This window comes from Vibrio sp. B181a (genome assembly GCF_030248375.1).
Taxonomy (GTDB): Bacteria; Pseudomonadota; Gammaproteobacteria; order Enterobacterales; family Vibrionaceae; genus Vibrio; species Vibrio campbellii.
Map to the genome: position 1 here is coordinate 1 of NZ_JAHGAD010000012.1, position 18,850 is coordinate 18,850.

An 18,850-nucleotide genomic window follows, 5' to 3' on the forward strand; every position below is an offset into this window, starting at 1 on the left:
ACTTTACCCCACGTGAAGTTATCGAGCTGATGACTCACCTTGTTTTCGATCCAATCAAAGATAACTTGCCACTTTCTATCACAGTTTATGACCCAGCATGTGGTAGTGGCGGTATGCTGACAGAAACACAGAACTTTGTTGAAGAGAAGTACCCAGCATCAAACCGTGATATCTACCTTTACGGTAAAGAGATTAACGATGAGACTTACGCTATTTGTAAATCAGACATGATGATCAAAGGCAACAACCCAGAAAACATCCGTGTTGGTTCAACCCTTTCCACTGACGAATTCTCATCAGAACGTTTTGACTTCATGCTTTCTAACCCGCCTTACGGTAAGAGCTGGGCGAGTGAACAAAAGCACATCAAAGACGGTAAAGATGTCGTAGATGGTCGCTTTAAAGTGACACTGAAAGACTACTGGGGTGTTGAGTCAGAACAAGATGCTATTCCTCGCTCAAGTGACGGTCAATTGCTGTTCCTGATGGAAATGGTCACTAAAATGAAATCGCCACAAGTGAGCCCACTAGGTGCTCGTATTGCATCGGTTCACAATGGTTCAAGTTTGTTTACCGGTGACGCAGGCAGTGGTGAAAGCAACATTCGTCGTTTCATCATCGAAAATGACATGCTGGATGCGATTGTGCAGTTGCCAAACAACCTGTTCTACAACACGGGCATTACCACCTATATCTGGCTTCTAAATAACAACAAGCCTGAAAGTCGCCAAGGCAAGGTGCAGCTGATTGATGCAAGCTTACTGTTCCGCAAACTGCGTAAGAACTTGGGTAATAAAAACTGCGAATTTTCGCCAGAGCACATTGCGGTAATTGTCTCGACTTATCTGGATAACCAATCTGTTGAACGTGCTATTGATGAGAAAGGCGATTCGGTGGGTATTGCTGCACAAGTCTTCAAGAACCAAGATTTTGGTTACTACAAAGTGAATATTGAGCGCCCAGATCGCCGCAGTGCCCAATTCCGTGCCGACCTGATTGAGCCACTACGTTTTGAAAAATCACTGCGTGAAGTGATGGAGTACTTGTACGCGGAACATGGCGAAAATGTCTATGAAGCAGGTTTTGTCAAAGGGATTGAAAAAGAGATCACCAAGTGGTGTGAAGAAAACGATACCAGCCTAAACAAAGCAGCGAAAACCAAGTTGCTGGATACGAAAAATTGGACTAAGCAGCGCACACTGGTTAATGCAGCGAGTCAATTACATAGCAAGATTGGTGACGAAGTTTACAACGACTTCAACCAGTTCAAAAAGTTAGTAGATTCAGAGCTGAAATCACTCGGCCTTAAGCTTTCGGCTCCTGAAAAGAAAGCTATTTTGGATGCTGTCAGCTGGTATGACGAAAACGCAGAAAAGGTCATCAAGAAAGTCGCCAAGCTAAAGCAAGACAAGTTAGATGACTTGCTAGAAAACTACGAATGTGAACTGCAAGACTTACCTGATTTTGGTTACTACCCAACGGGCAACCACAACGAGTTTGTGACTTATGAATCAAGCTCAGATCTGCGTGATAGTGAATCCGTACCACTTGAACAAAGTATTTATCAATACTTCCTTGATGAAGTAAAGCCGCATGTTGATGAAGCGTGGGTAAACCTTGAATCAGTCAAAATTGGCTATGAGATCAGCTTTAATAAATACTTCTACCGCCACAAGCCGCTACGCTCAATGGATGAAGTTGCGAGCGACATCATTGCGCTAGAGCAAAAAGCGGAAGGTTTGATTGCTGACATTTTGGGTATCTCCGTGGCTAAGGTTCAGGGGTAGGAAGGTGAGCGATACTATGATTGAGCAGATGCCAAAGTACGACTCCTATAAAAAGTCAGGCGTAGAATGGTCTAATGAACTACCTGAACACTGGGAAATTAAAAAAATATTCCATAATTTCTATGCGAAGAAAGGAGATAGAGCAGCACTGTTAACCAAAGAGTACTGTGACTTGATAAATGGAGATTACCCCGTTTACAGTGGTCAAACTGGAAATGATGGAGTAATGGGAAAGATTGATACATATGAATTTGATATGACTGATGAAGGTTGTTTATTTAGCACTACTGTTGGTGCTAAAGCTATGACGTTAAAGTATTTAGATTCAAAATTTAGCTTATCTCAAAACTGTATGGTAATCATAAATAGAAATAAAACCGAGGTTAATTCAAAGTTTTGTTTTTATGCTTTTCAGCCCTTATTTAGTTTTCATAGAAAACAGATACCTGAACACATGCAAGCTTCGTTTAGAATGGAAGATTTATATCAATATAAGTATTTTCTACCACCTATTTCTGAGCAAGTCGCGATTACTCTTTTTTTAGATAAAAAAACAGCACAAATCGATGAAGCCATCGCAATTAAACGAAAGCAAATCGAGCTTCTAAAAGAACGCAAGCAAATCATCATCCAGCAAGCGGTGACGCAAGGTTTGAATCCTGATGCTCCGATGAAAGATTCTGGTGTGGATTGGATTGGCCAAATTCCTGAGCATTGGGGGGGGGTAAGGTTTAAGAACCTGTTCACTCAGAGTCGACTGCCAGTACGCAAAGGAGATGGTGTTGTTACTTCTTACAGGGATGGGCAGGTCACTTTACGCTCGAACCGCCGTGTAGGTGGGTACACTGAAGCAATCTTGGAAGGTGGCTATCAGGGCATCAGAAAAGGGCAACTAGTTCTTAACTCAATGGATGCTTTTGAAGGCGCTATTGGTGTTTCAGACTCTGATGGAAAATGTACGCCTGAATACGTGATATGTGACCCTATCAGTAGTGTTAATGTATCACAGTATTATTTTGCCTACTTACTAAGAGAAATGGCTCTTGCTAAGTATATTCAGGTTATTTGTAATGCAGTTCGTCAACGTGCCGTGCGAATTCGTTACAATAACTTAGCGCCTTTGTTTATGGTGGTTCCTCCTGTAAAAGAGCAGGAAGATATAGTGTCTTTTATTGAAAAAGAATCAGCAAAGTTAGATGCGGGTATCAAGCATCTAAATGAACAGATAAGTAAACTAAAAGAATACAAAACTACCCTAATCAACAGCGCCGTTACAGGTAAAATCAAAGTGACGGAGCTGGCATAAATGGCGGTTGTTGTTGCCAGTTGCACACTGGATACGCTGTTCTCTGGTGTGCCGATTTCAGCTTCGGACGGTAAGGTTAAAAAAGACGTTCATGGGATGCTTGCCGTCCCTGAATATCAGCGCCCATATCGCTGGAATGAAGAGCAAATCACACGCTTGTTGAATGACTTTAAGCTTCATCAGCAAGATCTAGCTGGTAAACCTGACGCAGAACATTGCCCATTTTACTTGGGCAGTGTCATTTTGCATCAACAAGGCAGCAAGCTTAATATCATCGATGGTCAGCAACGCCTTACCACAATGGCGTTGATTTCCCACTTAGCAAATAAACACTCCGACCTTGAGTTGGTTTATGAATCCCCTGAGAGCCAACAGCAAATCAAACATAACCTTGGTTGGCTGTATAAGCATGAAGCTTCATTGGCTGATATCGATTTTGCGCAAATCAACATCACCTTGGTGGTAACAGACAGCGAAGATGAAGCCTACCGCTTTTTTGAAACCCAAAACACGGGCGGGGTGCGATTAGCTGGGCCAGATATTATCAAAGCGCACCATCTGCGAGCCGTTGATGAGAAAGACAAATCTGCGGTAAACACCTTTGCTACTCGTTGGGAAGCACTGGGGGATTTAAACCCCGTGGTCGATATTTTGTTGCGTGGTCGCTATTGGCAATATCTGAACTTCCGAGACTACCCGCTACACAACCAAACTCAGCAAGTGCGAAATAGCATTGTCACCGAACTGGCAGAGCAAACAGGCAAAGGCGACGATATTGCCTTTGGCAGAATTGCTCGTACTTATATGCCCAATGGTGGTGAGAGTTTGGCACAGCCTCAAGTCGGCTATGAGCTGCGTCAGCCGTTAAATAGTGGCGCGAATACCATTCACTATTTGCAGTATTTTGAGCAGCTGCGCCAAACCTACTTATTGAATAATACAGCGCAAGGAGAGCTTGCAGGTTTTTACGAGTTCTACCAAAAGCTGGTGTGTAAACTCGATGGCTGCGGCTATCTTAAACAGCTTTATGACGCTTGTTTGCTGCTTTACATCAGCCAACATGGGCAGCAAAGCCTAGAGGTAGCGGCCAAAAAGCTATTCCGCGTGGTTTATTCTCGACGAGTAGAGAACCAAAAAGCAGTAAAAGAGAAATCGGTTCCTGCTTTCGTAAAAGAAACGCCAGTGCTGGATTGGATTGCAATGAGCTATACCCCAGAGCAGTGTTTCGCACAGCTAGACGGTTTTAAGTTGTCGGTCGACAAGAGTGGCTTTGACAAAAACAGCGTTAAAAAACGTTTCGTCAAAAAAGTATCTCAATACTTTGGCCTTGATATAGAAAAGCAAGATTATGCTAATCAATTTGGCCCTGCATTTAGCCAACACATCTTCGCGTTAGGAGCAAAACATGGGTGATCACTTATCAGTGCAAACTGAGCTTCTGACGCTTGAGAAAATCTACACCGATAACTACCAGTTTTCTATTCCTAGCTATCAGCGTCCTTATGTCTGGTCAGATGATGATGTCCTGCTGCTGTTCAGAGATATTAAAGAAGCGTGTCGATTAAGAGAGCCAAACTATTTTATCGGCACCATCCTGTCCTCTCGCATTGAACAAGATGGAGAGCGGATCTATGAGCTTATCGATGGTCAGCAGCGAACGACGACGCTGATGCTCATGACCATTGCCTTTAAATACGCTGGCATTAAATCCGATCTTGCAGGTCTTGCTGTTTATACATCGAGTAACGGCGAAGATAAGCCTCGTCTCCAGTTTTCAATTCGTGAGCAAGTTCAGCAGCTTTTGGGTGGCCTAGCGGGGCTAAATAACTATCAAGTGCCGTCTAAGGAAACGATCGCCGACAATGCTTATTTGAAACAGATGGGCGTGGCGTTAGATGTATTGACCAAAGAGGTAGAGAAACTCAAGTCAGACGATGTGGTGAGTGCCGAAGCCATGGGGGATTACCTTTACCGCCAAGTTCAATGGGTGAACAACATTGTCCCAACACAAATGGACTTAAACCGTTTGTTTGCCACCATGAATACCGCTGGCATTCAGTTAGAACAAGCGGACATTTTAAAGGCGAAACTGTTCAAAAATATTCATACTAACAAAGCACAGTATGATGCAATGTGGGTGGCGTGTGAGCATCTGGAAAACTATTTTGAACGCAATGTACGCAAAGTATTTCCTAATGCGGATTGGTACCATATTGAACCAGAACATTTGGCGTCTTTTGATGCTGAACGTTTCGCTGCAAAAGATGAAACGTCAGAGGCGTTCTCTGGCTTGTCGATTGCTGAGCTAGCGTCACAAGTTAAAGCAAGTTCAATTCCTGATAACACCGAGCAAGAGAAGTTTGAAACTTACGATCTGGATGTAGAAACGGTTTACTGTCGCCCAATCATCAAGTTCCCACTGTTATTGATTCACGCTTACCGAGTCTACTTAGCGCTTAATGATCATAATGATATCGAGCCACGACTGCATAGTGATCGCTTGTTGGAAATATTCGACCCACTTATCAACGGTGATGAGCAATCGGTAAAGCTGTTTATCGAAACGCTATGGCAGGTTCGCTACCAGTTTGACCGTTGGGTTGTGAAATGGGTTGAACGTGACGATACGACAGATGCGCAGCTTGGTTTAACGTATCAATCTCGCAGCAAGTCGAACGACACTTACTACATCAACCGAACGCAGAAAGAGCTGACGGACAGTGTGCTTTTGCAAAGTGTCCGCAACTTTACCGGTGAGCGCAGCGCCCAGTATTGGCTAACACCATTTATTTCCGGCTTGATCCGTTCGAGTATCAAGCAAGACTCCGATACGCTAGAGCTGCTAGAAAACATCGACAACAAAATGTCATTGTCTGTTGATACTCAAAAAGAGGCCAGCTTCGCACTCGCTGTAGGCATAGAGCCAAATTGTCAGAGTTGGCAATCCCAATCGACATACTTTGCAAAATCGTTAGGAACGAGTTTCGAACACTACTGGTTTCAGAAGCTTGAATATTTGATTTGGAAGCAAATGAAAGCTTCAGAATCTTCACTGTCTTCTGAAGAATTGAATAAGTTCAAAAAGTACCGAATCACATCCAAAAACTCAGTAGAACATGTTCATCCTCAAAATGATGAATATAAGAGTGAGTTAGCATATGAAACGTTAAACTCATTTGGTAATTTAGTACTACTTAGTCCCGGTGAAAACTCTTCTTACAGCAATCAAGATGTTGACAAAAAGCGTATTGATTTCGATAGGAAGTCCCATTTCGACGCACTCAAGTTAAGAGAAATGTTTGCTGAAAAAGGGCAGGGGCGATGGGGCAAACAGCAAATAGATAACCATCTAAAAGACATGATGGCAGTATTTGCTCAACACTATAAACATCAATAAAAACTTCGAGTCATCAAACCAAACAACGTGTTATTTATGGTTAGTAAAATAAATGAACAGGCACTAGAGGCCGCAATTGAAAAAGGTTTAGCAGGTATTTGTAAAGAAGAGTTAGCGCTGGGTGAAGCGCCTCTTAATTACAATAATGATCTTTATCTTATTGGCTCTCCAAGTGACTTTGATAAACAGTACGCTTTAGATACCCGTTTGTTTTGGCAGTTTCTCGAAGATACTCAAGCGAGTGAGTTAGAAAAACTCAAGCGCACCAGCCCTCACGATTGGCAGAGAAAAATCCTTGAGCGTTTTGATCGTATGATCAAGCGTCATGGTGTTTTGCGTTTGTTGAAAAAGGGGTTAGACGTTGATGATGCGTTTCTAACGTTAATGTATCCAGCACCACTCGCGAGTAGCTCAGATAAGGTAAAAAAAGATTTTTCTGCCAACCTGTTCAGTGTGACTCGCCAAGTTTGTTATTCCAATGCAAATCCATTGGAAGAAATTGACATGGTGCTTTTCATCAATGGTATTCCGCTGATTACTCTTGAGCTTAAAAACCATTGGACGGGACAAAATGCGGCTTATCATGGTCAGAAACAGTACCGAGATGATAGAAACGCGAATCAACCTCTGTTGAACTTCGCACGTTGTTTGGTTCATATGGCGGTTGATACTGATGAAGTCTATATGACGACCAAACTGGCAGGTAAAAAGACATTCTTCCTACCGTTCAATAAAGGCTTCAATCTAGGCAAAGGAAACCCGACTAACCCATATGGCCACAAGACGGCTTACTTGTGGCAAGAGGTGTTTCGCAAAGAAAGCATCGCTAATATTATTCAGCACTTTGTTCGCCTTGATGGCAGCAGCAAAAAGCAGTTGGACAAACGAACTTTGTTCTTCCCTCGATACCACCAAATGGATGTCGTACGTCGCTTGGTTGATCACTGCTCAGTTAATGGTATTGGGCAAACCTATCTGATACAGCACTCAGCGGGTTCAGGTAAGTCTAACTCAATTACATGGGCTGCATATCAGCTCATTGAGACTTATCCTATCAGCGATGATCTACCAGGAAGTAGAGGGAAAGAAGTGCCTCTATTTGATTCGGTCATCGTTGTTACTGACCGTCGATTGCTCGATAAGCAGCTACGCGACAATATTAAAGAGTTCTCCGAAGTGAAGAACATTGTTGCGCCTGCGTTTAAATCGTCTGAGCTAAAGTCAGCATTAGAGAGTGGCAAGAAAATCATCATTACCACCATTCAGAAGTTTCCATTCATTATTGATGGTATTGCAGATTTAAGTGATAAGCGTTTTGCCGTCATTATTGATGAGGCCCACAGCTCTCAGTCAGGCTCCGCTCATGACAATATGAACCGTGCAATGGGCAAGAGGGAAGTGGAAGAGCTGGAAGATGCTCAGGACAAAATCCTACAGGCAATGCGCTCTCGTAAGATGCGTGGAAATGCCTCTTATTTTGCTTTCACTGCAACGCCCAAAAACACCACTCTAGAAAAGTTTGGTCAGCGACAAGCGGACAGAACTTACGCTCCTTTCCATTTGTATTCGATGAAACAAGCGATCGAAGAAGGGTTCATTCTCGATGTTATTGCCAACTATACGACTTATAAGAGTTACTACGAGATTGAAAAATCAATCCAAGATAACCCCGAGTTCGATAGTAAAAAAGCGCAGAAGCGTTTGCGAGCGTATGTAGAGGCAAGCCAAGAGACGATAGATACTAAAGCCGAGATCATGCTTGAACATTTTATCAAACATGTAATTAACGGTAAGAAGCTAAAAGGTAAAGGCAAAGGCATGGTGGTGACTCAAAATATTGAGTCAGCTATCCGTTATTATCGAGCGTTAACACGGCAACTCGATAAGATGGGTAACCCATTTAAAGTTGCCATTGCCTTCTCTGGCACCAAAGAAGTTGATGGAATTGAATACACTGAAGCAGATCTTAATGGCTTCCCAGAAGGTGATACCAAAGATTACTTTGATGTGAATTACAAGCGTAAGGAGTCGGACTCCCCAATTCCTAAGCATGTAGACCAGGATGCTTTCCGTTTGTTGGTCGTGGCCAATAAGTATTTGACAGGTTTTGATCAACCGAAGCTTTGTGCCATGTATGTGGACAAGAAACTGGCGAGTGTACTGTGTGTGCAAGCGCTGTCTCGCTTGAACCGCTCGGCACCAAAATACGGTAAGAAAACGGAAGATCTGTTTGTGTTGGATTTCTTCAACTCAGTGGATGATGTAAAAACTGCATTCGACCCTTTCTATACATCGACAACACTCTCTGAAGCGACAGATGTAAATGTTCTTCATGAACTAAAAGATGATATGGACGACACAGGTGTTTATGAGTGGTTTGAAGTTGAGGAGTTCAACAAGCGTTTCTTTGAAGGAAGAGATGCTCAAGATCTTAGCCCAATCATTGACATCGCAGCAGCGCGTTTTAACCACGAGTTAGAACTAGACAACGAGTTAAAAGTCGATTTCAAAGTGAAGGCCAAGCAGTTTGTGAAAATCTATGGCCAGATGGCATCTATCATGCCGTATGAGGTCGTTCAGTGGGAGAAACTGTTCTGGTTCTTGAAGTTTTTGATTCCAAAACTTTCCGTCGAAGATCCAGATAAAGAAGCACTAGACTCGTTACTAGATTCAGTTGATTTGAGCTCTTATGGGTTACAAAGGGTTAAGCTTAACCATTCCATCGAGCTAGATGACTCTGAAACTGAGTTAGCTCCTCAAAACCCGAACCCTCGCGGAGCTCATGGTGCAGAAACTGAGAAAGACCCGTTAGATGAGATCATCCAAATCTTTAACGAACGTTGGTTCCAAGGGTGGAGCGCAACACCAGAAGAGCAACGAGTTAAGTTTGTGAACATTGCTGAGAGTATCCGGAATCACCCAGACTTCGAAGCTAAATACCAAAACAACGCAGACCCTCATACGCGAGATCTAGCGTTTGAGAAGATGTTGAAAGAAATCATGCTTCAACGCCGTAAAGACGAATTAGAGCTGTACAAGCTGTTTGCACAAGACCCTGCTTTTAAAGCATCTTGGACGCAAAGCATACAGCGCATGGTTAGTGAATAAGAATTAATGCGATAGGGACAATCAATGAATAGATCAATGAAATTACTCACCCTTTTGAACGAAAAAAGGGACCTGAATTGGGTCTTCAATGAGGTCGTTGACACTATAAAGCAAGGATATACGGAAGAAGCAACATCAACTTTTACTGCTGACAATTTTCAATTAGGGGAATCTATCTCTAAAGCTGATCACAAAAAGCTAAGAGGTTATGAAAAAACAAGAGAATACACTCAAGACGAAGTTTCTGCTCTCGTCCTAGATAGGCTTAAATTCTTACATCTAGAAGTTCCAGAGTTCCAGCAAAGTGCTTTCGAATTGTTTAAGTCAATTAATCCTGCATTGGAAGAAGTTCAATTTGTAAACAGTGATGAGAGTGAACTAAAGGAATTCGAGCTGATAGAAGATATTGGCTTATTGAAATGGAATGAAGATCAGGATGACATAGAAACGCGTCAGTTAAGGTTTGACCGTTTTCTAAAGGAGGTTAATCGTGTCTGTAAATAAGCCAAATATATCGGATTTGATAAACGCCTATGATTCAATATTGGCAGCACATGCCCCTGTGAATCACTCAAGCCATGCGCATGATGCATACGAAGTCTACCTGTTGTCGCTTGTTATCAGGGCTGCCCAGGCTGAGGGTGCCACTGTTCATTTTGAAGACAATCGAAATAAGTCCAATCCTAGTAAGTTAGTCTTTAGAAGCTCTCCTTCTAGCATCTATTCTAAAGTCAATTCTTTTACTCATGCGGTGATTACGTTTAATGGTGCTCCGTTGCTGGAAGCTCACGTAGGTGTTTATGTTCAAGGTCTAGCGGGAGTAATACATGAATGTGATGTAGCTGTTGTTGACCAACATGAAGCAACATTCTGTAGGGCTCATAATGTTCATCCCAAAAAGTTAAAAGTGGTGATTGCAGTTGAGTGTAAGCTGTATAAAGACAACCTTGGTATTAAGATTGGTCGAGAGTTTATAGGGATGACGACCGACTTGGGTAAAGCGAATAGATTTTTGTTTAGTAATTCGTCAGGTCCTTCACTCGAAAAAATACTTGTACATCATGATAGACACCGTCTTATGGGGGTTACTCCACTAGACCCAGATATGGAAAGCGAAGCCATCTCTAAATTAAGAAATGGCTTTAGAGACTACAAAGCTAAACATATGTAAACCAATGTAGTGTTTGCCGAAAAATTGATATCAGTGGCAGAGTGACTTCCCACAAAGACGTCTTAGAGCGTCTTTTTTGTACCTCTAATTTCCAAAACAACAAAGCCCCGAAATCTCGGGGCTTTGCGTTTCTTGTAAAGTGAAGTCTAACCCTAGCTCATCGGCCTATTGGTCGCGATCACTTGAACTTTTCTATTCAATAGGCTCTTTGCTGCGTTCGAGTCTTTTTCAAAGCTTAAAATCGCGTTGGAGCGCTCAGTATTGGCAAGTATAGAAAGCGTCTCGCCTAGCTCCAATTTTGAGTTAGTGCGGTTTTGCTCTCGCTCGTTTGGATTTATCTGCACCACGGTTCTGCCTAAAAAGTTTCCCTTCTGTACAGACTCAGTCTGGCTATTGCTCTCGATCCAATCGATAGATAAGTGCTTTTGTGTTGGTTGGATGTCATTGGACATAGATTACCTAAACTCTTAAATCCGAGCTCTGAAGCTGAGATGGCAAAGCTTCCATGGCGATGTGGGCGGATAACAAGTCTTCCCAAGATTCGCTCTGTGTGAGCAGCTCAGCCAATGCATCTTCAAACAGTTCGTAGTCGAGTGACTCTGCATGAAGCAGTCTATTTAAACAAAGCTTGTGCCTGTGGTTATCTAAGCTAAAAAACAATTGATGCTCAGACCAATGGTAGTTGAATGCGATAAAAGAACGGTAAAGGTCAGAATTAACAATTTGTAGATCGACGATCTCAGCTTCTAATTGAAGCATCCCTGTCGTTGGGTGAAAAATCACATGCACTCTTAAGTTGTCATCAAAAGCTAAACCCAATTCGTCTTCAATCAACTGTAATTTAGGTAACCCTATTTGATGAGCAAATTTAAGTAAAACCTCATCTACGATTTGGCGCGCAGACATAGAAGTCATCCTTTTTAGAATTTTAAGGGTGAAGTTATGGCAAGTGCATTTCGATGTTTATCAAAATTGGTTGGATTTTTTTATATAAACGTTTTTTCTATAAGGTTAATAAAGAAAGTATTGATGGTGTTGCTTATATCATTAGTGCATATAAATCTCACTTATATAATATTTGATTATGTGCTTGGAACTAATGTCAAATTTTAAAACAAAGCAAATCCAGTGTAATTAATGATTTCTTATTTTTGAGAATTTATTTTTTGAGTTATTTATAAAATACAGGTTGATCTTTTATATATTTCTGTACCAGAATTGCGACTGTCATTTTTAATAAAAAGATAAGTAGATAGAGTACGCAGTGAAATCTAGAACGCTTATTGGGTTGCTAAGTCTGTTGTTTTTGAATGCTTGCACTCACACCAATTCCTCAAACGGCGGCTTTGCGAGCTCTTCCCAAGCTGTGCTGTATGGGTGGGTGGCTTTTGATGAGTATATTGCGCCCGTGAGTACATCGGTTGATATTGATGTGTGCCAAGTAACCACAGAACGGTGTATTACAGTCGCAAAGCAGACATATCAGGGGGTTCAGCTGCCTGTGCAGTACTCTTTTGTTATTGCGCCTATACAAGCAGGTAAGGGTGAAATGAAGATCCGCGCAGTGTTACGTTCTCAAGGGGAAATCAGAGCCAGTAAAGAAGAAGGCTATATTTTTACGCAAGGCAGAGTGCATAAGGATTTAAAACTAGAAGCTTACAATAATAACTAGAAAAGTAATCGTTTTCATTTTTTCTATTTTAATAAAAATTTAAGTTGAATGAAGCGAATAATCCGGAGCTAAAACCCTAATTATTAATGGGGTCAAGTCATCGGCTCAGTGCTTCTTTATATGAATATCAGTTGCACTCACTGCAATTTTTATGTTTATATCCTCCGCTTCTATGAAGTTGGCTAGATAGAGTGGTTTAAAAATAAACACTCCATTTTTTGTGGAAATACCAATATAGGTGAGAGTAGGCTTAAATATTAGTACTTTCATTTATTCTAATGTAATAAGAGCTTTGGTTGCTTGAGTATCACTAGTTATAAGTTGAACTTTAGCAAAAGCTTATTAATTTCTCGAGAATATAACAAACAATATCGAGACGTTTTTCCAAGATGATTTTTTGCTACCACCGGTAGTTTTTGAGCTATTTGTAATTTATTCGGGGAGTATGGTCGTGCTATGGCACCTATGCTCTTTTCTTTGCTTCTTTAATTGACATCGTTCTGATTAAACATCGCACGTACGTTTTTGTATAGGCGTAGTCAGGCTTTGGCATTTCTCTATTTGGATTAGAGAAATTAGGATTATGAAGGGTAGAAAATGGATGTGTTAGGCCAACTAAACACAGAAAGGGTCAACTCGCTATCGCGAAAAATCCATAGTACTTGTTACTATGAAAAATACGATGAAGTTTTTCATTCTCGCCAGTCTCACATTGTTGTCGTTCACAATGGGCAATTGCGAGTTCAGACGGGGGATTGCACGTTAGATATCGTCGCTGGTTGTGGTGTGTTTCTCTCTCAAGGGGATTACTTACTAGAATACACGCCAGTAGATGGCCAATATACGGCGTCAGTGATCGAATTCGACAATGAACTTGTCAGTCAATTTTTGCAAAAGCACAGTGATTTACTGATGTCGCTACCAAAAGTTGAGAACGTTCAGTCTGGATTGTTCCCGTTTACTTTCAATTTGTTGATAGAGCAGACCTTATCAGGGATGAAGACGCTAGAAGAGCAGTCTTATCCTGACACCATCATGCGCTTAAAATACGAGGAAATGCTCATCTTATTGCTCCACGGTGAGCAAGGTGAGAACCTGTATGCGTTATTATCACAGCTGACCAACAAAACCTCAGACCGACTGCGTCGCTTTATGGAACTCCATTACCTGAAGGAGTGGAAGCTGACCGACTACGCACAAGAGTTTGGCGCGAGCCTGACGACGTTTAAAGAGCTCTTTAGTGAGCACTATGGCGTTTCTCCTAGGGCGTGGATCAGTGAGCGCCGTTTGCTGCATGCCCATAAGTTATTGCTTACCAGCAAAATGAGCATTGTCGACGTCGCAATGGAAGCGGGCTTTTCTAGTCAATCTTACTTTACGCAAAGTTACCGACGCCGTTTTGGAACGACACCAAGTCGTGTACGTTCTGGGGATGAACAAGTCGCTATTGCTAAGTGAAATGTCTGACGACTAAAATTTTCTGACTAATTTTGAAAGGCATCAACTGACGTAAACTCTATTATGCTCAGCGTAACAACGAACAACACTATTACCTCTACTTCCTTCTGGATTGTTCGAAGTAGATGCGGAGAACAACACCAATGAAAAAGCTGCATTGGCGACGCCGTTCGCTTTTTCCTAACAACATTGTGACGCAAAGGAAGGTCACTGTATTGCAGAGAGGCGCAAGATACGAAGGTTTAACCCAATCATCGCAAGTGCCCAATGTTGTTAATGTCAATCACCGACAACTGCTTAGTGAAGATGTTTTGAGTTCAGAACAATTGTCTTTGCTGCAACGTTTGCTTGACCGCAATGTCGTTGATTGCTTATGTGCAAGCCAAGTGGTGAAAACCTATCAAAGGTTTGGTACCTCTTTAGACCGGTTTGCCATGCGCCTCTTTCTCGAGGTGGGTGGGCAACTGAGTGACAATCATGTGTTGAGCTCTTTTGAGCAAAGGCTGCATTACATTAACAGCCGATTAGGTTTTCGCTTCAATTTAGCGTCCCCTAAAACGCTGATCCTGTCGATGTATTTAACCCTGAATGAGTGGGTGAACCGAAAGACAGATCAGGCGGTGTTGCATGACACCATCAAGCTTGAGCAGTTGATTAATCAGCTGAGTATTCAGAAAGACTACTGGTTGAGACTGTCGACAGAAGAAAACAGTGCGATTTTTGCAGAGCAGCAGTTAGCACTGATCCAGAGCCAGCAGAGTGAACTGTATGAGCAGCTGGATGTTCTTAATGAACAACAAAATCAGGCAGTCGAATCTCACCGAGCGATGGTGGAAGAGTGGAAGCCAACGCTTGAGAAGCTCAAAGGTCTATCTCAGTACGGCGAAACGTCAGATAAGTTTATCTCTGAATGGAAAGTCTGGTGTGGCGAAGCTCGAGTACAAGCGCCTGAGCTCAACGACGTGTGGGACGCTTGTGACCATGTGTACAGCGACTTAAATGCGGTTGCGAAGATTTGGCAGTGGTTTCAAGACATGCACACCGTTGGCAATGTGGATCACTACTATTTTGATATTCAGAGTAACCAGTGCGGTCAAGCTTGTAACCATCTCAGCCAGATTTAAATAGAGCTAAATATGTTAGATCAAATGATGAAATCTCTCGCGGCAACGCTTGGGGTTGGGGATTTTATTGCCTCAAATAATGGTTCCTACGATATCGAAGTCGACCAGATGCTGCTTAACATTCGGCAGCATTCATCATGGGTCTTGTGGGAAACCGTGCTCCCATTTCAGTTTGAACAGCACCTCGATTACCAAAAAGAGCAGGCACTCAAGCATTGTATGCAGCTCTCTTTGAAGACACTGCGAGATACGAGTAGCACACTGACGGTGAATGATAACGAACAGTTGATTGTGCAAGGAAAGATGAACATGGAAAGCGCAACCGCAGAAGCATTATGCGCTCAGCTCTCCCAACATGTGAATTTGGTGGAGCAGTTTAGTGGTGTGCTAGAGCATCAACGCGTTAATCATACCGTCAGCCACAGTATTTGGATTCCATAATGCTTGCCGTTTTAAAAAAACAACTTCGCCGACTTGTTTGGTCTGTTGCATGTACTTTGAGTTTGTTGGCGGCATTGCCTTTACACGCATCAGAGTTGGATTGGCCTGATCAGCCGTTTCGTTACTATGCCGACAACGATTCTTTAAAAGAACTATTGAATAACTTTGGCGCTAACTATCGTGTTTCTGTGTCGGTCAGTGACAAAGTCAACGATCGAGTCAGTGGTCGATTTACGCCAGAAGACCCAGCCGAGTTTCTTGATTACCTAGCACAGGTCTACAACCTGATGTGGTATTTCGATGGCGCGGTGTTGCATGTGTACAAAGCGACGGAAACCCGTTCACGACTGCTACAGCTTGAACTTCTGACTGCCCGTGAGCTGCGCAGTACTCTGATATCGACAGGGATTTGGGATTCTCGCTACGGTTGGCGTGCGGCAGAGAACAAAGGGCTGGTTTACTTAGCGGGCCCACCTAGATACGTGGATTTGGTTGTGCAAACGGCCGAAGCGCTGGAAAGCCGATTGGTTCAAAAGTCGAACTCTACTGATGAGCTGTTTGTTGAAATTATTCCTTTGAAATACGCCTCGGCGACGGACAGAGAAATCACTTATCGCGATCAAGCGGTGACGGTTCCGGGCATTGCATCGGTATTGAGCCGAGTATTGTCGGGTGTTCAAACTCAGATCAAGGCAACCAAAGAGAGTGAAGAAACGGACATCAATACGGCAGCAACCACGACGAAGAATGTTTCTGTACACGGCGGTGCGTCGGTTGAAGCAGAGCCAGGTTTAAACGCCATCATAGTGCGTGATACGCAAGCACGTTTGCCTTTGTACCGTAAGTTGGTCGCTCAGTTGGATCAGCCACAGTCACGAATCGAAGTGGCACTCTCGATTGTCGATATCAGTGCGAACGATTTGAGCCAACTTGGTGTGGATTGGCGAGCGGGTATCGAGGTCGGTAATAACAGTATTTTAGACATCAAAACCACGGGTGACGTGGATGGTGGTGATGTGACGCTAGGCAGCGGGCAGACCTTTAAGTCACTGCTTGATGCGACCAATTTAAACTACTTGTTGGCTCAAATTCGTTTGTTGGAATCTCAAGGTAGTGCTCAAGTCGTGTCTCGACCGACTTTGCTAACTCAAGAAAACGTTGAGGCGGTGTTGAACAACAGCAGCACGTTCTACGTCAAGTTGATTGGTAGAGAAACGGCGGCGCTTGAAGAAGTGACCTACGGTACCTTACTGCGAATCGTCCCACGTATTGTCGGAGACCGATTTGTTGAAAGACCAGAAATCAACCTGAGTTTGCATCTTGAAGATGGTGCGCAAATTCCAGATGGCGGTGTTGATGATGTGCCATCCATCCGCAAGACAGAGATCAGCACGTTGGCGACCGTGAAGCAAGGGCAGAGCCTCCTCATCGGTGGTGTGTACCGTGATGAAGTTAGTCACCAACTGCGTAAAGTGCCTTTGTTAGGGGACATCCCATACCTTGGTGCCTTGTTTAGAAGTACCACTGATACCACCAGAAGAACGGTGCGCATGTTCATTATTGAGCCGAGAATTGTTGTCGATGGCATTGGTGACAACGTGCTTATCGGGAATGAGTATGACTTAAGACCGAAGCTCGGCACCTTGAACAATATTTCAAATAACAGTTCAGAGCTGAAATCGGCACTCGCGCTCTACAGCTGTACATCTCAAGTACAAGCGGAGCGTCATCAGCAAGATCTATTGTCACAGGGCAAATCTTCGCTGTTATCACAATGCGAGCTGCCTTCAGGGCAAAAAGGATGGCGAGTGCAAATCAAAGAGTGTGATGGCTCAGAGAATCATTGCGTTCGACCATTAGAGGAGCAATAGCCTCAATGCAGCAATGGAAAATTCGTATTCTCTCCGGTGTTCATGCCGGAGTAGAGGTGACCTTACCCAATGATTCATTGGTGTTGGGGAGCGATGACTTTACCGCCGACCTTGTGCTGACCGATTCGGACATCAAGGCTAGTCACCTTGTATTGGTATGCGATGGCGATACCGTCTTACTGCGTGATTGTGATGAGGTTTCGATCAATAGCGAGAGCGTTACCGTTGACGCTAATGGGATTGAATTATCACGCAACGCCTTGGTTTCGGTTGGCCGATTAACGTTTGCGGTAGGGCATCTTGAAGATGACTTGGCGATCGATATCACGACGGAAGCAGCAGATAAACAAGCGACACCGGTCACTCATAAACCGTCATCAGGTTGGAAGAGAACAGTCTTGATCGGCTTGATGTGCAGCCTGATCCCAAGCGTGATATTTGCCGGTGTTTGGTATAGCCAAATCCGAGCCAGCGACAGCGATGCCATTACGGAAGCGGAGCCCATCGTTTTAGTGCGCAATATTCTGAGCGAATTGAAACTCGATGATGTGCGAGTTGAATGGAATGCCACGGCAAGGCAGGCAGTACTGGAAGGGTACGTCGAGGATAGAACCGCAAAACTGCAACTGTTGGGAAGAATTGACGCGCTAGGGATCAACTACAAAAGTGACCTGCGAACCATGGAAGAGATTCGTCGTGGCGTGCGCTTTATCTTGCGTAACCTCGGTTATCACCAAGTCAAAGTTGAGAATGGTGAAGAGACCGGCACGCTGCTCTTAACGGGGTACATTGATGATGCGAGCCGTTGGAGCCAAGTTGAGCAGATATTAGAACGCGATGTCCCGGGACTGGTCGCTTGGAAGGTTGAACTGCAAAGAGCGGGCGCCTATATGGATACGCTCAAAGCTTTGCTTGAAAAAGCAGAGTTACTAAAGAAAGTTCAGTTAGTAACAAGTGGCGATCGTATTGAAGTGCGCGGTGAGTTGGACGATATCGAGACCACTCGCTTCTATGGCGTAACGAGGGATTTCCGTGAGCAGTATGGCGAGAAACCTTATTTGGTTTTGAAGTCCATTCCTAAAGTAAGCAAGGGAACCAACATCGATTTTCCGTTTCGTAGCGTGAACTTCGGCCAAGTCCCTTATGTGATTCTTACGGACAATGTTCGTTACATGGTTGGGGCTCGCACCCCTCAAGGGTATCGCATTTCTAGCGTCACCCCATCAGGAATAGAGCTGGTGAAAGGCGGGCGAGTGATCACGATCGATCTAGGGTATGAAGGTGGAAATACCAATGACAAATCTTGAACAACTACTACAAAGCGACTCAGGGCAGGAACAGAAAGAGGCCATTGTCCTCAAGTTCAAGCAAGCGCAATCTGCAGTTAAGCGCCAGCTCGATCTTGGCTGTGCTCCCCATGAATATCAGTTGCTACTCAAACAGCATGAAGCCTATCAAGCGGCCCTAGCTGTGATTGAAACTGTCGAATGCAATAAATAACCAAGAGGCGATACC

At 43.4% G+C, this 18,850-nt stretch carries 16 protein-coding genes; 14 read left to right on the forward strand and 2 right to left on the reverse strand.

The genetic code is table 11. The features are described 5' to 3' along the window. The 7 genes from KIO97_RS06185 to KIO97_RS06215 all read left to right on the forward strand — a co-directional run. Positions 1-1,787, forward strand: a 1,787-nt coding sequence (locus KIO97_RS06185; protein WP_285381506.1) for a class I SAM-dependent DNA methyltransferase, incomplete at its 5' end; no start/stop codon positions are given. Between the two features lie 16 nt (positions 1,788-1,803). Continuing rightward, positions 1,804-3,093, forward strand: a complete 1,290-nt coding sequence (locus tag KIO97_RS06190) for a restriction endonuclease subunit S (protein WP_285381508.1) — start codon at positions 1,804-1,806, stop codon at positions 3,091-3,093. Beyond that, on the forward strand, positions 3,094-4,506 hold the full coding sequence (locus KIO97_RS06195) for a DUF262 domain-containing protein (protein ID WP_285381510.1): 1,413 nt from the start codon (positions 3,094-3,096) through the stop codon (positions 4,504-4,506). Then, complete coding sequence (locus tag KIO97_RS06200) at positions 4,499-6,490, forward strand: DUF262 domain-containing protein (RefSeq protein ID WP_285381512.1); 1,992 nt, start codon at positions 4,499-4,501, stop codon at positions 6,488-6,490. Before KIO97_RS06195 ends, KIO97_RS06200 begins: the two co-directional genes overlap by 8 nt. A gap of 36 nt (positions 6,491-6,526) precedes the next feature. Then, positions 6,527-9,598 (forward strand): type I restriction endonuclease subunit R, encoded by a 3,072-nt coding sequence (locus KIO97_RS06205; protein WP_285381514.1) that lies wholly within the window; start codon positions 6,527-6,529, stop codon positions 9,596-9,598. 36 nt (positions 9,599-9,634) lie between these two features. Next, the gene (locus KIO97_RS06210) at positions 9,635-10,102 is read left to right on the forward strand and encodes a hypothetical protein (protein ID WP_285381516.1); all 468 of its coding nucleotides are present in this window, start codon (positions 9,635-9,637) and stop codon (positions 10,100-10,102) included. Beyond that, positions 10,089-10,769 (forward strand): hypothetical protein, encoded by a 681-nt coding sequence (locus tag KIO97_RS06215; protein ID WP_050918440.1) that lies wholly within the window; start codon positions 10,089-10,091, stop codon positions 10,767-10,769. The genes KIO97_RS06210 and KIO97_RS06215 overlap by 14 nt, the downstream gene beginning before the upstream one ends. Positions 10,770-10,921: 152 nt before the next feature. On the opposite strand, the gene exsE2 is transcribed toward KIO97_RS06215, so the two are convergent. Further along, complete coding sequence (exsE2, locus tag KIO97_RS06220) at positions 10,922-11,221, reverse strand: T3SS regulon translocated regulator ExsE2 (protein WP_285381520.1); 300 nt, start codon at positions 11,219-11,221, stop codon at positions 10,922-10,924. A 7-nt stretch (positions 11,222-11,228) separates the two neighbouring features. Then, positions 11,229-11,675 (reverse strand): CesT family type III secretion system chaperone, encoded by a 447-nt coding sequence (locus KIO97_RS06225; protein ID WP_005537110.1) that lies wholly within the window; start codon positions 11,673-11,675, stop codon positions 11,229-11,231. A 358-nt stretch (positions 11,676-12,033) separates the two neighbouring features. Between KIO97_RS06225 and KIO97_RS06230 the strand changes: the two genes are divergently transcribed. From KIO97_RS06230 to KIO97_RS06260, 7 genes are all read left to right on the forward strand, one after another. Then, entirely contained in the window at positions 12,034-12,441 is a 408-nt protein-coding gene (locus KIO97_RS06230; RefSeq protein ID WP_021017830.1) for a YscW family type III secretion system pilotin, read from the forward strand. 597 nt (positions 12,442-13,038) lie between these two features. Beyond that, positions 13,039-13,899 (forward strand): AraC family transcriptional regulator, encoded by an 861-nt coding sequence (locus KIO97_RS06235; RefSeq protein WP_285381523.1) that lies wholly within the window; start codon positions 13,039-13,041, stop codon positions 13,897-13,899. Positions 13,900-14,042: 143 nt separating this feature from the next. Then, positions 14,043-15,023, forward strand: coding sequence for a T3SS regulon anti-activator ExsD domain-containing protein (locus KIO97_RS06240; protein ID WP_285381525.1), 981 nt, complete (start codon positions 14,043-14,045; stop codon positions 15,021-15,023). Between the two features lie 12 nt (positions 15,024-15,035). Then, positions 15,036-15,464: a YscB family type III secretion system chaperone gene (locus tag KIO97_RS06245; RefSeq protein WP_039975162.1), complete on the forward strand. Its 429-nt coding sequence runs from the start codon at positions 15,036-15,038 to the stop codon at positions 15,462-15,464. Next, positions 15,464-17,335 carry a type III secretion system outer membrane ring subunit SctC gene (gene sctC, locus KIO97_RS06250; protein WP_285381529.1) on the forward strand — a complete coding sequence of 624 codons (1,872 nt, stop codon included), beginning with the start codon at positions 15,464-15,466 and terminating at the stop codon, positions 17,333-17,335. Before KIO97_RS06245 ends, sctC begins: the two co-directional genes overlap by 1 nt. 5 nt (positions 17,336-17,340) lie before the next feature. Further along, positions 17,341-18,642 carry a type III secretion system inner membrane ring subunit SctD gene (gene sctD / locus KIO97_RS06255; RefSeq protein WP_285381532.1) on the forward strand — a complete coding sequence of 434 codons (1,302 nt, stop codon included), beginning with the start codon at positions 17,341-17,343 and terminating at the stop codon, positions 18,640-18,642. Next, positions 18,629-18,835: an EscE/YscE/SsaE family type III secretion system needle protein co-chaperone gene (locus tag KIO97_RS06260; protein WP_005426287.1), complete on the forward strand. Its 207-nt coding sequence runs from the start codon at positions 18,629-18,631 to the stop codon at positions 18,833-18,835. The genes sctD and KIO97_RS06260 overlap by 14 nt, the downstream gene beginning before the upstream one ends. The last annotated feature ends 15 nt before the right edge of the window (positions 18,836-18,850 follow it).

Excerpts from the sequence above, each read along its gene's own strand:
- KIO97_RS06235 (WP_285381523.1), top strand. The coding sequence starts at position 13,039 with ATGGATGTGTTAGGCCAACTAAACACAGAAAGGGTCAACTCGCTATCG.
- KIO97_RS06205 (WP_285381514.1), top strand. The coding sequence starts at position 6,527 with ATGGTTAGTAAAATAAATGAACAGGCACTAGAGGCCGCAATTGAAAAA.
- KIO97_RS06245 (WP_039975162.1), top strand. The coding sequence starts at position 15,036 with ATGTTAGATCAAATGATGAAATCTCTCGCGGCAACGCTTGGGGTTGGG.
- KIO97_RS06190 (WP_285381508.1), top strand. The coding sequence starts at position 1,804 with ATGATTGAGCAGATGCCAAAGTACGACTCCTATAAAAAGTCAGGCGTA.
- sctD (WP_285381532.1), top strand. The coding sequence starts at position 17,341 with ATGCAGCAATGGAAAATTCGTATTCTCTCCGGTGTTCATGCCGGAGTA.
- KIO97_RS06200 (WP_285381512.1), top strand. The coding sequence starts at position 4,499 with ATGGGTGATCACTTATCAGTGCAAACTGAGCTTCTGACGCTTGAGAAA.
- KIO97_RS06195 (WP_285381510.1), top strand. The coding sequence starts at position 3,094 with ATGGCGGTTGTTGTTGCCAGTTGCACACTGGATACGCTGTTCTCTGGT.
- KIO97_RS06240 (WP_285381525.1), top strand. The coding sequence starts at position 14,043 with ATGAAAAAGCTGCATTGGCGACGCCGTTCGCTTTTTCCTAACAACATT.
- KIO97_RS06210 (WP_285381516.1), top strand. The coding sequence starts at position 9,635 with ATGAAATTACTCACCCTTTTGAACGAAAAAAGGGACCTGAATTGGGTC.
- exsE2 (WP_285381520.1), bottom strand. The coding sequence starts at position 11,221 with ATGTCCAATGACATCCAACCAACACAAAAGCACTTATCTATCGATTGG.
- KIO97_RS06260 (WP_005426287.1), top strand. The coding sequence starts at position 18,629 with ATGACAAATCTTGAACAACTACTACAAAGCGACTCAGGGCAGGAACAG.
- sctC (WP_285381529.1), top strand. The coding sequence starts at position 15,464 with ATGCTTGCCGTTTTAAAAAAACAACTTCGCCGACTTGTTTGGTCTGTT.
- KIO97_RS06225 (WP_005537110.1), bottom strand. The coding sequence starts at position 11,675 with ATGTCTGCGCGCCAAATCGTAGATGAGGTTTTACTTAAATTTGCTCAT.